Origin of the sequence: Streptosporangium jomthongense, assembly GCF_042650425.1 — a bacterium.
Lineage (GTDB): Bacteria > Actinomycetota > Actinomycetes > Streptosporangiales > Streptosporangiaceae > Streptosporangium.
In genome coordinates this window covers 150,602-166,782 of record NZ_JBHSBC010000048.1, presented here as the reverse complement: position 1 = coordinate 166,782, position 16,181 = coordinate 150,602, and the positions used below count along the sequence as shown (strand labels likewise).

Sequence of the window (16,181 nt, the reverse complement as noted above, 5' to 3'; positions counted from 1 at the left end):
GTACGGCTCACATCGAGAAAAGTTCGCGCGGAGGGAATCGCATGAGCGGGTATATAGTTAGCAAAGGTAATGACTTATGCTAACGAACCCTCCCAGGAAGGACCCCGTCGCGAGCCTGCGCAGCGACGCCGGTCTGGCTTCGGCACTGCGCGTGTCACTGGCACGCTTGAACAGACGCCTTCGCAGGCAGGCAGGGGGACACTCGTTGACCCCCACCCAGGTCGCGACGCTCGTCGCGGTGGAACGGCATTCCGGGATAACCCCCGGCGAGTTGGCCGAGCACGAGAAGGTGCAACCGCCCTCGATGACGCGCGTGATCGCCGCGCTGGAAGAGCGGGGGCTGGTGTCACGCACACCGCACCCGTCCGACCGGCGGCAGGTGAGCGTGAGCGTGACCGAGCGGGGCTCGGCCCTGCTGAGGGAGGAACGCCGCCGCAAGGAGGCGTGGCTGACGCAGCGGCTGAAGGAGCTGTCACCGGAGGAGAGGGCCGTGCTCAGGCAGGCGGCTCCGATTCTGGAGAAGCTCAGCCGGAACTAGGCGACCCCGAGGAACCCAGGGCCTCGGCCGTCCGGCAGGACGCCGAGGCAGCCCCCGCGGCGGCCCCCGAGGTCGCCGCTGAGACCACTCAGGAAGAGGCCGCCGGGACGGTCTCCAGGCCCTCTCCCCGCAGGCGCCTCGTCGGGGTGCTCGCCGTACCTGTGCGGAAGCTCGGCACGCGGGCCCGCCGCGGGCGGATCGCGCGGGCGGCGGCGGCCAGCGAGGTGCAGGCCGTCGAGACCGGGTCCGCGCAGGAGGTCCCCGAGACGCGGGGCGGGATGTTCCGCTCGCTGCGCGTCTACAACTACCGGCTCTTCGCCATGGGCGGCGTGGTCTCCAACGTCGGCGGCTGGATGCAGCGCACCGCGCAGGACTGGCTGGTGCTCGACCTGACGAAGGGCAGTGCCACCGCGCTCGGCGTGACCACCGCGCTGCAGTTCCTGCCGCAGCTGCTGTTCGGGCTGTGGGGCGGGATGATCGCCGACCGCTACCCGAAGCGGCCGGTGCTGATCGCCGCCCAGTCGATCATGGGTCTGCTCGCGCTCACGCTGGGCGTGCTGACCCTGACGGGGAACGCGCAGGTCTGGCACGTCTACGTGATGGCCTTCGCGCTCGGTCTCGTGCTGTGCGTCGAGGTGCCGACCAGGCAGTCGTTCGTGGTCGAGATGGTCGGCCGCAAGGACCTGCCGAACGCCATCGCGCTGAACGCCTCCAGCTTCAACCTGGCCCGCGTGGTCGGCCCCGCCCTCGCGGGTGTGCTGATCTACGCGCTCGGCGGCACCGGCCCGATCTTCGTGCTCAACGCCCTGTCCTTCCTCGCCGTGCTCGGCGGGCTGGCGCTGATGCGGACCTCGGAGCTGACCACGCCGGAACCGGTGGCCAGGGCCAAGGGGCAACTCCGTGAGGGGCTGCGCTACGTCATGGAACGCCCTGACCTGCTGTTGCCCGTCCTGCTCGTCGGGTTCGTCTCGCTGTGCGCGCAGTCGTTCTCGATGTCGATAGCGCTGATGGCCCGCGAGGCCTTCGGCGCCGGTGCCTCGTCCTTCGGACTGGCCTCCAGCATGTTCGCCGTCGGCGCGCTCGTCGGCGCCCTCATGGCGGCCCGGCGCGTACGGCCGAGCAGGAAACTGCTGATCGGCGGCGCGCTGTCGTTCGGCCTGTTCCAGGTCGTCACCGGACTGGCCCCGTGGTACCCGCTCTACCTGCTCCTGCTCGTCCCCGCGGGCGTCGCGCTGATCTCGGTCAACACGACCGCGAACACCAGCGTGCAGCTCGCGGCCTCTCCCGAGATGCGCGGCCGGGTGATGGGCATCTACGTACTGGTGTTCACCGGAGGCGCCCCGATCGGCGCCCCCGTGCTCGGCTGGATCGCCGAACTGGGCGGCCCCCGCACGGGCGTCGCGGTCGGCGGGGTCCTCACGATGCTCGGTGTCGGCGCGGCGATAATGCTGACCAAGGCGATCGGCAGGAGGTCCCGTGCGGTTGTTCGTGGGGGTGCTGCCGCCCCGGCGGGCGTGTGACGAACTGGCCCGCGCGCTGCGTCCCCTCAGGGGGGCGTGGCCCGAGCTGCGCTGGGTCGACCCCGCCAACTGGCACCTGACCCTGGCGTTCCTGGGCGAGGTGCCGCCGGAGGTGCTGCCGGAGCTGGAGACGAGGCTCGCCCGCGCCGCCTCGCGCCACGCGTCGATGACGCTGGCGCTGACCGGCGCGGGCGCCTTTCCCTCCGTCCGCCGGGCCAGGATCCTCTGGTCCGGACTGTCCGGCGCCCACCTCCCGCTCACCCGCCTGGCCGACTCCGTGGCGGCGGGGGCGCGGCGGGCGGGAGCCGTACGGGTCGACGACCGCAAGCGCTTCAGAGCGCACCTGACCCTGGCCAGGACACGCGCGGAGACCGACGTGAGCGACCTGGTCGAGGCACTCGGACCCTTCGCCGGAACCCCGTGGGAGGTGGGCACCGTGCACCTGGTGAGAAGCCACCTGGGATCCCCGGTCCGCTACGAGACGCTCGCGGAGTACGCCCTGGCATCCCCGGCACTCGGTGAGCGGAGCTGAGCGCCGGAGCCTGGCTCGTTCCCGTCGCCGGCTCCTGCCCGTGGTGCTCGTGCTTCTCGGGACCCCGCTCTTCTGAGGTCCCCGCGTGCCCGGCTCAGCACCCCTGGGAAAGGGGTGCTCGGCCCGCCATGACTAACAGCTCAGGCCCTGAATGAAGCCGTCCGCCTGGCCGACGCCGTGACCGGCGGCCCAGCCGCCGGCGTTCCACCAGTAGTCCAGGTAGAAGCCTCCGCCCGCGGGGACCAGGTAGAGGGCCGTTCGTCCGGGGGCTGAGTAGACCCACGTGTCCTGCTGCACGTGGCAGAGCATCTGCGCGTGCGCCGGTGTGACGCCGACCAGGGTGGCCGCGGCGACGGCGGCCGCGAGAGTGAGGGCGATCCGCTTCGGGGTGGAGATCATCGCGGTGCGCAAGGTGAGAGCCTCCGGGGTTCCGAAAAAGAGAGCCTGGCCAGGGCTTTTATTTAGGAAACTTTCCTGTCTGGAACATACCTGACCAGTCGCGCACGTCAAGGGATCCCGGACCGGTGATCCTTCCGGCACTCCGGGCGTCGACCTCCCGCCGCGCTTCGCCGCCTTCTCCACCGGAATCCCGGGCCCGTGGTCCGCTACGAGACGCGTGAGGTACGCCCTGGCGGCGTCGGCACCCGGTGGGCGGAGCTAAGCTCCAGAGCGTGGACCGTCCCCGTCGCTGGCTCCTGCCCGTGGTGCTCACCCTGCTCGTACTCCTCGTGGTGATCGGCGCCCTCGTCACCTGACCTCGTGCCCTCCTACATGAGGGCCGCTAATGGCTGCCGTAGTTGATGGTGAGGATGGCCACCACCCTGTGCTCGTCGCCGTCGGACGATGTCTTGTAGCTGTCCGAATACTGATAGTCGATGCGACCGGCGCCGCTTATCTCGTAGTGCACGGTCCTGGACCACCCTTCACCCTGCGGCTTCCCGGCCTTGCCTCGCAGGAAACAGGTCGAGGCGATCGGGTCGGACTCGCCAGGGGTCCGGCTCACGTGGTCCCAGAACTGCTGAGCGGCTTTGAGGCCCACGTTCGCCACGAGTTGTTCCCAGTGGCCGAGGAACTTGCGATGGACCAGGACCCTGTACACAGGACGCGCTTCTGGTCTGCCGCCTGGCCGCCTGGCGGGTGTGTACGGCCGGTAGGCGCTACCGCTGCCTGTCATCCACCTGTCCCGGTCTCTGAACCGTTCATGGCGTCCGGGCTCTCGGCTGGAACGTACTCATCGGAATGGTGCGCTCCCAGGAGAACTGATCGGCGTAGGGGGTCCGAGAGCTGACGCGCTGTCGCCTTCCATGCGCGAACGCACTCATCCAGGATCGCTGTGTCCTCATCGGCCTTGGCCGCGACGATGGCGTCCTGTAGTTCGGTCAGGAACTCCTCCATGTCCTCCCGGTCGAGCGACCGTAGCCATGCCAGTTCGCCGAGCTCGGACGTGCTGGGGATGCCTGTGCTTCTCCGTAGAAGAGTGCTGAGTTTGGCGTAGGCTCCGCCCCATTTGGCGAGGGCTTCGAGGCGGGACAGCGTACGCTCCGGCAGCATCACCAGACTTGTGCCGTCCGTGGCCCGTAGACGGGCGCGATCGCGCCGCGCCTCGTTGAGGAATTCCACTCGTTTGCTGCCTGTCAGGTCGGTCGCCTGGTAGATGATCTCGCTCATCGTGATGCACCTGCCTTTTGCGTACCTGCATTCATGCCCACGATCGTACCTACGATCCTACTAGGATGTCGCCTCGGAAGTGGTGGTCTGAGGTAAAGCATGGGGGAACTTCGAGTGCCCGACCGATGGCCTTTCGACGCTCAGGAGATCTATCTTTCCGACCGATCCAAGGAAACAGGTGGATGGCGGACGGTCAGCCTTGTCGTGGCCCTGCGCGAGATGCTGAAGGACGACCGGTTCAGGGGCGTGGCAACCGTGGAGAGGGCCGAGGTCTTCGAAGGGGCCGCACGAGAACTCACCCGACGAGGCCTGGATGCTGTCGCCCTGGTCCGCCATGGGCTGTACAGGGAGGTGGCCGGTGCCCTGATCGCGGGTATCGCCGCGACGAGCCTGGCCTCGGAGCGGTACGAGGGCTTCGATCATGAGTCCTGGGCGGAAGTCCTGAGGCTGCCGAACCGCATCCCGACCATCGCGGGACAGAGCCCGAGCGAAGCGGCCGACGCCTTCGGACACGTGATCGCCCCGCTTTTCCCTCAGATCATCTCCTGGATCTCAACCGCCTCGCTGCGGGACATGGTCGAGCTGAGGGCGCCCGAAACCATACGGGAGATCTCGGACAACGAGATAAATCAGTTCTTCGAGCTCCACACTCCCTATCGGTGGATGATCGACTACTTCTCCAAGACGTTCTACCGTGAGTGGACGACGGAGTCGCTCCACCTGACGCATCGCTGGCTGCAGGGATTCGAAGGACCGCCGTGCTCCCCTGAGCTGATGGACGATCGGCGGATCGATCCCGGGACTCTGGCGTTCGAGATCGCCGATCGTGCCGCTTCCAGGGATGATCGCGGATCTCATAAGGTGTCGCTCCGGAGAGCGTCACCGGCGCGCGGCAAGGAGGCGGCCGCCCTGGTGATGGGGAGCCTCGCGGGGGAGATGAGAAGGCACGCCGTGGGTCTACTGCGCCAGGGGCGGACGAAAGAGGCGGCGGCGCTGTTCGAGTTCGGCGTGAAGGGAGCACCTGACAACGCCGAACTGTACAACGACTGGGGTTTCTGTCTTATCCCGGTGGAGCCGCACAGAGCGCTGAAGCTGCTCATCGAGGCGCAGGCGCTGGGGTACTTCTTCAAGCCCCTCAACATCTACAACCAGATGTGCTGCCTGGTTTCGCTTGGACGGCATCAAGCCGCGCTTTCCTTGGCGGCGAACAGCTGGGACTCGGTAAGGGCATGCCCACCGAGGTGCGGAAACATATGGCGCCTGGACGGGTTCTCCTGGGCGTTGGAGCACACGAAGAACGTATGTCGAGAAGTTGCCGATCTCGCCGTCTCGGTCGCCACCCGTCATGGTCGGCACGACCAGGTGAAGATCTGGAGCGAACGGATCGTCGCTCTGGGTGCCTCTTGAGGGGCGGGCGCCGACTGCCGGGGAGGGGTGAGAAAAACCCCTCGCCCGGGGTCAGGGGTTTCTACCAGGCGTAGTCCTCCGGGGCCGTCTTGTGGCCGGGGAAGATCTCGTTGAGGGTGGCCAGGGCCTTGTCGTCGAGGTTGATCTCCAGGGCCCTCGTGGTGCCGTCGAGCTGCTCGTGGGTGCGCGGGCCGATGATCGGGGCGGTGACGACCTTCTGGTGGAGCAGCCAGGCCAGGCCGACGTTGGCCGGGTCCTCGCCGAGCTCCTCGCAGAACGCCTCGTAGCGCTCGATCTTGGCGCGGTGCTTGTTCAGCTCCTCGACCATGCGCTCCGACGCGGAACGTCCCTTGTCGATCTTCTTGAGGATGCCGCCGAGCAGGCCGCCCGCCAGCGGGCTCCACGGGATCAGGCCCAGGCCGTAGTCCTCGCACGCGGGGATGACCTCAAGCTCGGGGGCGCGGACGATCAGGTTGTAGTGCGACTGCTCGGAGACGAGGCCGAGCGTGTTACGGCGGGCGGCGGCCTCCTGGGCCTTGGCGATGTGCCAGCCCGCGAAGTTGGACGACCCGACATACAGGATCTTGCCCTGCTGCTTCAGGACGTCCATCGCCTCCCAGAACTCCTCGAAGGGGGTGTTCCTGTCGATGTGGTGGGCCTGGTAGACGTCGATGTAGTCGGTCTGGAGCCGCTTCAGCGACGCCTCGGCCGCGCGGCGGATGTTCAGCGCGGAGAGCAGGTTCTCGTTGGGCCAGTCGCCCATCGCGCCGTAGAGCTTGGTGGCGATGACCGTCTTCTCACGACGGCCACCTCCCCGGGCGAACCACCGGCCGATGATGTTCTCGGTGATGCCCTCGCCCTGCTTCCAGCCGTAGACGTTGGCTGTGTCGAAGAAGTTGACACCCAGCTCGTGGGCGTGATCCATGATCGCGAAGGAGTCTTCCTCCGAGGTCAGGGGACCGAAGTTCATGGTGCCCAGGCAGAGGCGGCTGACCTTCAGGCCGGTACGGCCAAGCTGCGTGTATTCCATATGTCCACCCTAGGCACCTGGAGTGCGCTCCAGGCGAGACCTTGATCCGTGTCTCCCCCCGATCCGGTGCCCCACAGGGCATGATGGCGGGATGGGGAGTAGACCGGGGTATGTCGTGATTCGCGTGCTGGCCGCCGCCGTCCTGGCCGGGGCGACGCTGGCGCCGGGACTCGCGGCGGCGGACACGGACGAGGAGGGGCACCGGCTGTTCACCTTCAAGGACAGCCGGATCACCGAGTCGAGCGGGCTGGCCGTCTCGCCGACGCACCCGGACATCTACTACACCCACAACGACAGCTCCGACGGGCCGATCTTCTTCGCGGTCGGCGCGGACGGGCGCACCAGGGCGAAGTTCACCCTCCAGGGCGGGTCGGCCCGTGACTGGGAGGCGATGGCGGCCTCCAAGGACCCGAAGACCGGGCGGGGGGTGCTCTGGTTCGCCGACATCGGCGACAACTTCGACGGGGCGTGGCCCGACGTCTCGGTGTACCGGGTCCCCGAGCCGGCCACGATGCGCGACGCGGTGATCCCCGCGACGCGCTACCGGTTCAAGTACGAGGACGGCGGCCACAACGCGGAAGGGATCATGGTCAATCCGACCACCGGCCGCCTGTACGTGGTGAGCAAGGCGTTCGTCGGGGCGGTCTACGCGGCGCCGAAACGGCTGCGCACCGACAGGACCAACGTGCTGCGCAAGGTCGGCTCCGCCCCCATCATGGCCACCGACGCCGCCTACGCGCCCGACGGGTCGAGCTACGTGATCCGCACCTACTTCTCGGCGACCGTGTACCGCCCGTCGGGGGACCAGATCGCCCGGTTGTCGATGCCGCAGCTCGAACAGGCCGAGTCGATCACCTACACGCCGGACGGCAAGGCGGTGCTGACCGGCAGCGAGGGCAGGAACAGCCCCGTCTACCGGGTGCCGCTGCCCGAACGTGTCCTGCGGGAGACGGCACCCTCCCCGGCGCCGACCCCGACCGGTCAGGCCGCTCAGGCTGTGAAGCCCACGCTCGTCGCCGACACGCGGGAGGCCGACGACCGTGAGGCGGGGGTGCCGGGCACGGCCGTGGCGCTCTGGCTGGCGGCGGCGGCCGGCGCGACCGGTCTGATCACCTTCATCGCGCGCCGCGTCCGATAAGTACCTAAACGAGATTGAGTACGGCTCCGCAAGCGGTTCGCAACCTGGGCTGGGCATCCTTCGTGTCATGCACGACCAGACAAGGCCCGGCTGCCCCGGGTGCGGCCTGCCCGTCACGGGAGCCTTCGAGCGCTGCCCGCGCTGCGCGCTGACGCTGAAAGGGCCCGCGGCGGCCGAACTGTGGCGGCTCGACGTGGAGTTGGCCGGGCTGCGGGCCAGGCAGACGACCCTGCTGGCCCGCAGGAACCACCTGCTCACCCTGCTGCGCGCGGAGAGCGCCCGCCCCGCGGCTCCGGTGGGACCCGGGGTCCCGGCGGGGCCCGCGGCTCCTGCGGGGTTCGCGGGGGAGGCCGCTCCCCGCAGGGACTTCTCCCCCAAGGCGGTGCAGAACCTGCTGCTCACCCTCGGCGGGCTGCTGCTGATCGTCGCGGCCGTGGTGTTCACCGTGGTCAGCTGGGGGCACATCGGCATCGGCGGACGAGCCGCCATCCTGGCCGGGGTCACCGCCCTCACCCTCGCCGCGCCGAGGTTCCTCACGAGCAGGAAACTGGACGCGACCGCGGAGACGATCGCGATGTTCGGCGTCGCGCTGCTCCTGCTGGACGGCTACGCGGCCCGGCAGGCGGGGCTGTTCGGCGCGGACGGCCCGCAGGCGCGCCACTACGCCGCCGCGCTGGTCGGACTGGTCGCGTTGTCCATGGCCGGATACTCCCGGCTGCTGCCGTTGCGGCTGCCGCTCCCCGTGGCCGTCGTGTTCGCCCAGATCCCGCTGCCGTTGCTCGCGTTCGACACGACGGCGCCGTGGTTCACCGCCTCCCTGGCGGCGGACGCCGCACTCGACGCCGCCCTCCTGCTGCTGCTCAGGACATCGGAGGGGAAGACGAAGAACGGGTGGGCGACGGCCAGGGTCTGCTTCGGAGTGACGTGGACGCTGGGCGTGCTCTACGGACTCCTGGACTCGGTGCTGGAGTTCACCGGTGGGGGACCGGCCGTCGCCCTGGTCAGGGGCGTGTTGCTCGTCGGCCTGGCCGCCCTCGGACTCGTCGTCGCCGGACGGGCCGGGCGGGTCGCGCTCGGGTTCCTCACCGCCGGGTCGGCGCTCGCGCTGACCATGGGCCTGGCCGCCCCGGTCTGGCCGTCGCTGCCCTCCGGGTGGCGGGGTGTGCCGTACACCCTGGGGGCGCTCGTGGCCGTCGCGGTCGCGCTGTACCTGCCGGGCCTGAACGCGCGGATCCGCCGGGCCGGAGCCGTCTCGGCGGGGGCCGTGGCAGGGCTCACGGCGCTGCCCGTCGTGCCCTGGGTCGCCGCCGAGGTGCTCATGCCGTTCGGGCTGCTGGAGCGGGTGTGGGCGTGGCCCGCCGTCCTCGACGACGGGTGGGCCGGACCGCTCGCCTCCGCCGCGGTCGTTCCCGCCCTGCTGGCCACGGCCCTGGCGGTGGCGGCCGTGCGGTGGCCGGTCACCGGTCCTCGCGGGGAGAGCACCCGGCGGTCGCTGGGCCTGTGCGCCGTGGTGACGGGTGCGGTCGCGGTGCTCGCCGTTCCCGGTGCCTTCGCGCTCGGCCGTTCGGCCGCCCTCGTCGTCCCGTCGGTCCTGGCCGTGGCGCTCGTGGCCCGCATGACCCTGACGGGCGGGGTGTGGTGGGCGCGGGCCCTCGCGGCGACAGCCGTACCGGTGACGCTGATCGGTGTCGTCACCGCGCTCGCCGGGCGGACCGAGACGTACGCCGCGCTGGCCGTGGCGCTGGTGGCGTGGGCCGTGGCGACGGTCGCGGGCCGGGAGCCGGGGGTACGGGCTGTCGCGCTGGTCATGGCGGTGCTCTCGGCGACCGGCCTGATCTGGGCGGTCGCGGCGGGGACGGGCCTGCAGCCGGCGGCCGAGGGCCTCGCGCTCGCCCTGGCGACCGGCTCCGTGCTCGCGGTGGCCGCCTGCCTGGTGTACGGCGCCGCCGTCACTCCGGAGGCTGTCATCCCGGAGGCCGCCACTTCGGAAGCCGTCGAGGAGGCGCCTTCCGACTCCGAGGAGGACGGCGCCAAGGAGGAGCCCAAGGGCGGGAGTCCGGTGGTCCGGCGTGACCCCAGGTGGGGGGCCGGGCTGGGGCTGGGGGCGACACTCGGCGCGTGCGCGGTGTCGTCGATCGCCGTTCCCCTCGCCGGGATCGTCGGCTTCTACCGCCCGTTGTTCTTCCCGTGGACGGGGCAGCGGTTCCTGTCGGCTCACCTTCCGATCCTCGTGGTGGTCGCGGCCCTGCTCACGGTCACGGCGGTCACGGTCTCCTGGCAGGTGGCGGGGCGCGGGACGGCGTCCAAGGCGGCCCTGGTCGCACTGCCGGTGCTCCTGGCGACGCTGCCGCTCTCGGTCGGTCTGCCGTACCCGGTGGAGGTCGGGCTGTTCGTCGTGGGGCTGGGGCCCGCGGCGTGGGCGGCGGCGCGTGGCCGTACCGGGTGGAGGTTCGGCGCGGTGACCGGACTGTGGACGGCGTCGCTGGCGCTCTCCTGGTCGCTCGTCGCCCAGACCGCCACGCTGGTCACGCTGCCGGTCGTGGCACTGGTCGCGGCGGCGACCGCGTTCCTCGGGCGGGAGCGGTGGGTGCGGGCAGGGGGCGCCTGTACGGCGACGCTGCTCGCCGGGGCGCAGGCGCTGGCCGTGGGCCTGGCGCTCGACTGGCCCGCGCGGACGGCGGCGTTCGGCGTGCTCGCCGTGGCCTGCGTCGCGGCGGCCGTCGCGGGCCGCTTCAGAAAGGAGACGTTCGCGGCCGGGACGGAGGCGGCCGGATACGCCCTGGCCCTGGCCGGTCTGGCGCTCGCCGCCGACGGCCTCGCGACGGCCTCGCTGGCCTGCGCCGTCGCCGGGGTGATGATGACCGGTACGGCGTTGCGTCCCGACCGGCGCCGGGCGGGATACGCGGGGACGGCCCTGCTGCTCACGGCCTCCTGGCTGCGGCTGCTGGCCTCGGACATCACGGTGGTCGAGGCCTACACGGTGCCGTTCTCGCTGGTCCTGCTGGGGTTCGGCTGGTGGCGGGCGCGTGGGAGGGCCCGTTCCTCCTGGCTCTCGTACGGCCCGGCCCTCGGCTCAAGCCTGCTGCCCAGCGCGGTCGCGACGCTCAACGGGACGGGATGGGTCAGGCCGTTGCTGCTCGGCACGGTCTGCCTGGTCGTTCTGCTGGTCGGGGCGCGGGCACGGCTGCAGGCTCCCGCGCTGCTCGGCGGCCTCACCCTGGCCGTCGTCGTCCTGCACGAACTCTCGCCGTGGATCGCGCGGGCCATGGTGACCGTGCCGCGCTGGGTGCCGATGGCGCTGGGCGGGCTGCTGCTCGTGGTGGTCGGCGCGACCTACGAGGCACGGCTACGGGACGTGCGCAGGCTGCGGGCGATGGTCGGCCGGATGCGTTGACCCGGCCGACCGTCGATCACCCTCCGGCGGGGGGTACGGCGAGCGTGGCCGGGGTCGTGACGGTGTCAGCGGTGGCGGCCTGGGTGATTCCGGTGGTCTCGGTGGTCTCAGCGCGCTCGGCTGGATCGCCGGTGGTCTCGGGGGCCGAAGCGGCCGGGGCCGTGGAGGCCGGAGTCGTGGCGGTGCCAGTGGTGGCCGGAGTGGTCGAGGTCGTGGAGGCGGGAGTGGAGACGGCCGGGCCGGTCGGGGTGGAGACGGCCGGAGCGGAGACGGCGGGGGTGGCCGGGGCGGAGATGACCGCGACGATCCGGCCCTTCGTGCACGAACCGTCCCGGTCACAGGCTTTGACCGGGACCTCCCAGATCGCCGGGGCCATCGGCCTGAGCGTCACCCGGCCCTCCGAGGTGATCGACACCTGGGGGCTCGCGGCGCCGTCCAGGAGGTAGGTGATCTCGCCGCCCTCCGGGTCGGAGGAGGAGAGGCCGCCGGTCAGTTCGCTGTTCGCCGGGCCGGTCAGCAACAGGTAGGGCGAGGTCGGCGGCACGTTTCGCACGCACGGGGGCTCGCACGAGATCTCCACCGAGTCGAGAAGATTGCCCTGGTCCGGCTGGTCGCCGGCCGTGGAGATGGAGACGAACTCGAACCGGGTGACGGTCTGGCCCGGCGGGACCGAGTACCTGCCCGTGTAGTGGCCCCACCCCGCGTTGTCGTCGGCTATGTCCGAGGTGTTCTGGCCCATGGGGACCTGGGTGACCCCGCCGATCCTGAGCTGGAGGACGTCCTCGCCCGCGGAACGCCCCCGGTGCGCGAGGTGCCAGGTCAGCGTCGCGCCGGGCACGGTCCTGACGTCCTGGGAGAGGGTGGCGGTCGCCGTACCGTTGACCTCGGCGAACTGCCTGCCCGTGTCGGGCCGTACGGAGGGCACGTCCGGGCCCCAGATCTCGATGAGACCGTCATCGGCCGAGGTGCTCCACCCGGGCAGACCGGAGCGCAGGTTGCCCTGTCCGTGCAGACTGCCGGGCTCCTCGAACCCACCGTTGACCAGCTTGCACGCGGGAGCGGACCCCGGTTCCGGGGCCGGAGCCGCTGAGCCCGGTCCCGGAACCGGGCCTGCGGCCGGAGTCGAGACCGCCGAGCCCGAGACCGACCCTGAGGCCGAATCCGAGGCGGGGACCGAGGCCGGAGTCGGGACGGGCGCCGGGGACGCCGAGGCCGGGGGGACGTCGACGGCGGCCCAGGCGGTCGCACAGGTCCATGTGGTCACGCAGAGGAGGGCGGCACTCAGGCACGCCCGGGAACGCGGTCTCTCCATCTGTTCTCCCCCGATCCGAAGGACACCTGGCCGGGGGGATCAGGCGCTGAGCGGGGAAAATGCTACAGCGATCATCGCGGCCTCCCACTGAGGGACGCGCGGGTCGCGGTGCCCCGACTGGAGCGCCGCGAACGTATGGTTACGATCCCCAGCAAGGCCCAATAAGGCGCGGTAAGTCCTTCACGTCAGGAGAAGGATGGCGCTAGCTTTCGCACATGGGCGTTCCGGCGGCGATCAGGGAGGTAGGGACGTGAAGGTCGGGGTCGTCGGTGCGGGGATCGTTGGCCTGGCCGTCGCCAGGGAGCTGGCGCTGACGCACGGGGCCACGGTGACCGTCCTCGAAAAGGAGGACCGCGTCGGGGCGCACCAGACCGGCCACAACAGCGGAGTGGTCCACGCGGGCATCTACTACAAGCCGGGCTCGCTCAAGGCCGAACTCTGCCGGGACGGGATGGCCCTGCTCAGGGAGTACTGCGCCGAGCACGCCATCGCCTACGACGAGGTCGGCAAGCTCGTGATCGCCTCGACCCCCTCGGAACGCGCCGGGCTGAACGCCATCGCCGAACGGGCCCGCGAGAACGGGGTCCCCGGAATCGCCGAACTGGACGCGCTCGGGCTGCGCGAGATCGAGCCGCACGCCGTCGGGGTGGCCGCGGTGCACTCCCCGCGCACCGCCATCGCCGACTTCCCCGCGGTCGCCCGCCGCTTGGCCAAGGACGTGGAGGAGACGGGCGGCTCGGTGCTGCTGTCCCACCCGGTGCGCGCGCTGCGGGAGACCGCCCGGGGCGTCGAGGTGATCGCGGGACGGCGCAGACTCGCCTTCGACCGCCTGGTCGTCTGCGCCGGGCTCGGCACCGACAACGTCGCCAGGATGGCGAAGGCGACGGGGAACGTGCGGATCGTGCCCTTCCGCGGTGAGTACTACGCGCTGGCCGGGGCCTCGAAGGACCTGGTCAGGGGCCTGATCTATCCGGTTCCCGACCCCCGCTACCCCTTCTTGGGCGTGCACCTGACCCGCAGGATCGACGGTGAGGTGCTGGTCGGCCCCAACGCGGTCATGGCGCTGGCGCTTGAGGGTTACTCCTGGCGTGACATCGATCTCACCGACCTGCGCAGGATCCTGACCTGGAAGGGCACCAGGAAACTGGCCGCCCGCCACTGGCGCACCGGGGTCCGGGAGGTGACCGGCTCGATGTTCAAGGGCTCGTTCCTGACGGCGGCGCGCCGCTACGTCCCCGAACTGACCGGTTCCGACCTGGTCAGGACGACCGGCGGCGTACGGGCCCAGGCCGTGGCAGGGGACGGGAGCATGCTGGACGACTTCGCCGTCGACGTGCACGGCCGGGTGGCGCTGGTGAGAAACGCCCCCTCACCGGCCGCGACCTCCAGTCTTGCGATCGCCAGGCACATCGTGGGGTTAACCTCAGTATTGACCAATTAACTCCTTTTTCATGTGGGCGAGTGAAGATAAACCCGTGACCGATTCTCCCGAGGCTCGCCTCCTGATCGTCGAGGACGAGCCCAACATCCTCGAACTGCTGGCCGCCAGCCTGCGGTTCGCCGGATTCGGGGTGAACACGGCGGGCAGCGGCACCGAGGCCGTCGCCGCGGTTCAGCGTTATCGTCCCGATCTCATCGTGCTCGACGTCATGCTTCCCGACATGGACGGCTTCGACGTCGTACGGCGGTTGCGCGGCGGCGGCAGCGACACGCCCGTGCTCTTCCTGACCGCTCGCGACGCCACCGAGGACAAGATCCGTGGGCTGACGGCGGGCGGGGACGACTACGTGACCAAGCCGTTCAGCCTTGAGGAGGTCGTGGCGCGCATCAGGGCGGTGCTGCGCCGTACGGGGGCGGGGGACCTGTTCGCCAGGCCGCCCCGGCTCACCTTCGCCGACATCGAGCTCGACGAGGAGAGCCACGAGGTGTGGCGCGGAGGCAAGCCGGTCTCGCTGTCGCCGACGGAGTTCAAACTGCTGCGCTACTTCATGGTCAACGCGGGACGGGTGCTGTCGAAGGCGCAGATCCTGGACCACGTGTGGGACTACGACTTCCGGGGGGACGTCGGAATCGTCGAGTCCTACGTCTCGGTGCTCCGCAGGAAGATCGACAACGCCGATCCCCGGTTGATCCACACCCTGCGCGGCGTCGGGTACGTGCTCCGGCTGCCCCCGGGACACTGATGAGGCCGATGATCGGAGCCGCTCCGCTCAGGGTCAAACTGATCGCCGTCGTCCTCGTCCTGCTCACCATCGCGCTGGCGTTGATCGGCTTCGGCAGTGTCTCGATCATGCGGGGCTATCTCATCGACCGGGTGGACAGCCAGGCGCAGCTGAACGCGGACAGCGTGATACGCCGTCTGCACCGCAACGGCCCCTCCACACTGGTCGGCAGGCCGGTGCCGTCCGACACCCGGGTGGAGATCCGCGACCCGCACGGTGAGATCGACCTGCTGCTCCAGGGCACCGACGTGGAGAACAAACGGGGCCCCCACCTGCCGGCCTTCGTGAGGAGCTACCCGTTCGAGATCGACGAGTGGCGGGTCCACCGCTTCCCCCTCGACGACGGCGGAAGCGTCGTGGTGGCCGTGGACATGTCCGAGGTCAGGCAGATCGTCGGCCAGCTCGCCCTGGTCGAACTGCTCGGCGGGGGCGGCCTCATGCTGATGCTCGCCGGGGTCGGCGTGGTGATCATCAGGCGGAGCATGCGCCCGCTTGAGGAGATCGAGCGCACCGCCCAGGCCATCGCGGCCGGTGACCTGAGCCGTCGTGTCCCCGCGGCCAACCCGGCGACCGAGGTCGGCAGGCTCGGCCAGTCACTGAACAGCATGCTCGCCCAGATCGAGTCCGCCTTCGAGGCCAGGTCGGAGTCGGAGCTGTCGGCCCGCCGCTCGGAGGAGCGCATGCGCAGGTTCGTCGCCGACGCCTCCCACGAGCTCCGCACGCCGCTGACGTCGATCAGGGGGTTCGCCGAGTTCTACCGGCAGGCCCCCGAGGTCGATCCCGCGCCGCTGATGCGCCGGGTCGAGTCGGAGGCGGTCAGGATGGGCCTGCTCGTGGACGACCTGTTGATGCTGGCCAGACTCGACCAGCAGCGGCCCATGGCCATGCGCCCCGTCGACCTGCTCGCCATCGCCGCCGACGCCACCCACGACGCCCGCATCCTCGCGCCCTCCCGTGAGGTCACGCTCACCGTGGACGGCGCCGCCCTCATCGTCTCCGGCGACGAGGTACGGCTGCGCCAGGTCGTCGGCAACCTGATGAACAACGCCCTGACCCACACCCCGGACGGCACCCCGGTCCGCATGACGCTGTCGGCACAGGGTTCCATGGCGGTCGTCGAGGTGACCGACGAGGGGCCCGGGCTCAGCGCGGAGCAGTGCGAGCGGGTCTTCGAACGGTTCTACCGGGTCGACTCCTCCCGGGGCCGTCGCGCCCCGGAGGACGGCGGCAGCGGCCTCGGCCTGGCCATCGTGGCCGCCATCGTGGACGCCCACGGTGGCGCCGTCGCCGTGGACTCCGACCTCGGCAAGGGCTCGACCTTCCGGGTGACCCTCCCCCTCGCCCCCGACTCGGCCTGACCACCCCGACGGCCGGACGGAAAGCCGGACACGTCGGGCTGGACGGGGCGGTACGGGATGAG

The 16,181-nt window shown here is 70.5% G+C and carries 14 protein-coding genes; 9 read left to right on the top strand and 5 right to left on the bottom strand.

Features of this window, described 5'->3' with window-relative positions:
* Nucleotides 1-76 precede the first annotated feature (76 nt).
* The 3 genes from ACFOYY_RS36610 to thpR are packed head-to-tail and all read left to right on the top strand — an operon-like array spanning nt 77 to nt 2,590.
* Nucleotides 77-538, top strand: coding sequence for a MarR family winged helix-turn-helix transcriptional regulator (locus ACFOYY_RS36610; protein WP_352014301.1), 462 nt, complete (start codon nt 77-79; stop codon nt 536-538).
* Complete coding sequence (locus ACFOYY_RS36605) at nt 445-2,058, top strand: MFS transporter (protein ID WP_386195845.1); 1,614 nt, start codon at nt 445-447, stop codon at nt 2,056-2,058. The genes ACFOYY_RS36610 and ACFOYY_RS36605 overlap by 94 nt, the downstream gene beginning before the upstream one ends.
* Complete coding sequence (thpR, locus tag ACFOYY_RS36600) at nt 2,015-2,590, top strand: RNA 2',3'-cyclic phosphodiesterase (protein ID WP_386195843.1); 576 nt, start codon at nt 2,015-2,017, stop codon at nt 2,588-2,590. Before ACFOYY_RS36605 ends, thpR begins: the two co-directional genes overlap by 44 nt.
* Nucleotides 2,591-2,722: 132 nt before the next feature.
* Here thpR and ACFOYY_RS36595 read toward each other — a convergent pair whose 3' ends face one another.
* From ACFOYY_RS36595 to ACFOYY_RS36585, 3 genes are all read right to left on the bottom strand, one after another.
* Nucleotides 2,723-3,001 (bottom strand): hypothetical protein, encoded by a 279-nt coding sequence (locus ACFOYY_RS36595; protein ID WP_352014298.1) that lies wholly within the window; start codon nt 2,999-3,001, stop codon nt 2,723-2,725.
* 370 nt (nt 3,002-3,371) lie between these two features.
* The gene (locus ACFOYY_RS36590) at nt 3,372-3,764 is read right to left on the bottom strand and encodes a hypothetical protein (RefSeq protein ID WP_386195841.1); all 393 of its coding nucleotides are present in this window, start codon (nt 3,762-3,764) and stop codon (nt 3,372-3,374) included.
* Nucleotides 3,761-4,258: a hypothetical protein gene (locus tag ACFOYY_RS36585; protein WP_362917578.1), complete on the bottom strand. Its 498-nt coding sequence runs from the start codon at nt 4,256-4,258 to the stop codon at nt 3,761-3,763. The genes ACFOYY_RS36590 and ACFOYY_RS36585 overlap by 4 nt, the downstream gene beginning before the upstream one ends.
* Nucleotides 4,259-4,372: 114 nt before the next feature.
* Between ACFOYY_RS36585 and ACFOYY_RS36580 the strand changes: the two genes are divergently transcribed.
* Entirely contained in the window at nt 4,373-5,665 is a 1,293-nt protein-coding gene (locus tag ACFOYY_RS36580; RefSeq protein WP_386195839.1) for a tetratricopeptide repeat protein, read from the top strand.
* Nucleotides 5,666-5,726: 61 nt separating this feature from the next.
* Here the strand turns inward: ACFOYY_RS36580 and ACFOYY_RS36575 are convergent, their stop codons facing one another.
* Nucleotides 5,727-6,695, bottom strand: coding sequence for an aldo/keto reductase (locus ACFOYY_RS36575; RefSeq protein ID WP_352014294.1), 969 nt, complete (start codon nt 6,693-6,695; stop codon nt 5,727-5,729).
* A gap of 91 nt (nt 6,696-6,786) precedes the next feature.
* On the opposite strand from ACFOYY_RS36575, the gene ACFOYY_RS36570 reads away from it, so the two are divergent.
* Both ACFOYY_RS36570 and ACFOYY_RS36565 read left to right on the top strand, forming a co-directional pair.
* On the top strand, nt 6,787-7,833 hold the full coding sequence (locus ACFOYY_RS36570) for a hypothetical protein (protein ID WP_386195837.1): 1,047 nt from the start codon (nt 6,787-6,789) through the stop codon (nt 7,831-7,833).
* A 67-nt stretch (nt 7,834-7,900) separates the two neighbouring features.
* Nucleotides 7,901-11,227 carry an SCO7613 C-terminal domain-containing membrane protein gene (locus ACFOYY_RS36565; RefSeq protein WP_386195836.1) on the top strand — a complete coding sequence of 1,109 codons (3,327 nt, stop codon included), beginning with the start codon at nt 7,901-7,903 and terminating at the stop codon, nt 11,225-11,227.
* Nucleotides 11,228-11,243: 16 nt separating this feature from the next.
* Here ACFOYY_RS36565 and ACFOYY_RS36560 read toward each other — a convergent pair whose 3' ends face one another.
* Nucleotides 11,244-12,491, bottom strand: a complete 1,248-nt coding sequence (locus ACFOYY_RS36560) for a hypothetical protein (RefSeq protein ID WP_386195834.1) — start codon at nt 12,489-12,491, stop codon at nt 11,244-11,246.
* Nucleotides 12,492-12,789: 298 nt separating this feature from the next.
* On the opposite strand from ACFOYY_RS36560, the gene lhgO reads away from it, so the two are divergent.
* Genes lhgO through ACFOYY_RS36545 form a run of 3 tightly spaced genes read left to right on the top strand, consistent with a single transcriptional unit; the run spans nt 12,790 to nt 16,119 of the window.
* On the top strand, nt 12,790-13,980 hold the full coding sequence (gene lhgO / locus ACFOYY_RS36555) for an L-2-hydroxyglutarate oxidase (RefSeq protein ID WP_386195832.1): 1,191 nt from the start codon (nt 12,790-12,792) through the stop codon (nt 13,978-13,980).
* 34 nt (nt 13,981-14,014) lie between these two features.
* Complete coding sequence (locus ACFOYY_RS36550; RefSeq protein WP_352014289.1) at nt 14,015-14,722, top strand: response regulator transcription factor; 708 nt, start codon at nt 14,015-14,017, stop codon at nt 14,720-14,722.
* An 8-nt stretch (nt 14,723-14,730) separates the two neighbouring features.
* Nucleotides 14,731-16,119, top strand: a complete 1,389-nt coding sequence (locus ACFOYY_RS36545; protein ID WP_362779253.1) for a sensor histidine kinase — start codon at nt 14,731-14,733, stop codon at nt 16,117-16,119.
* The last annotated feature ends 62 nt before the right edge of the window (nt 16,120-16,181 follow it).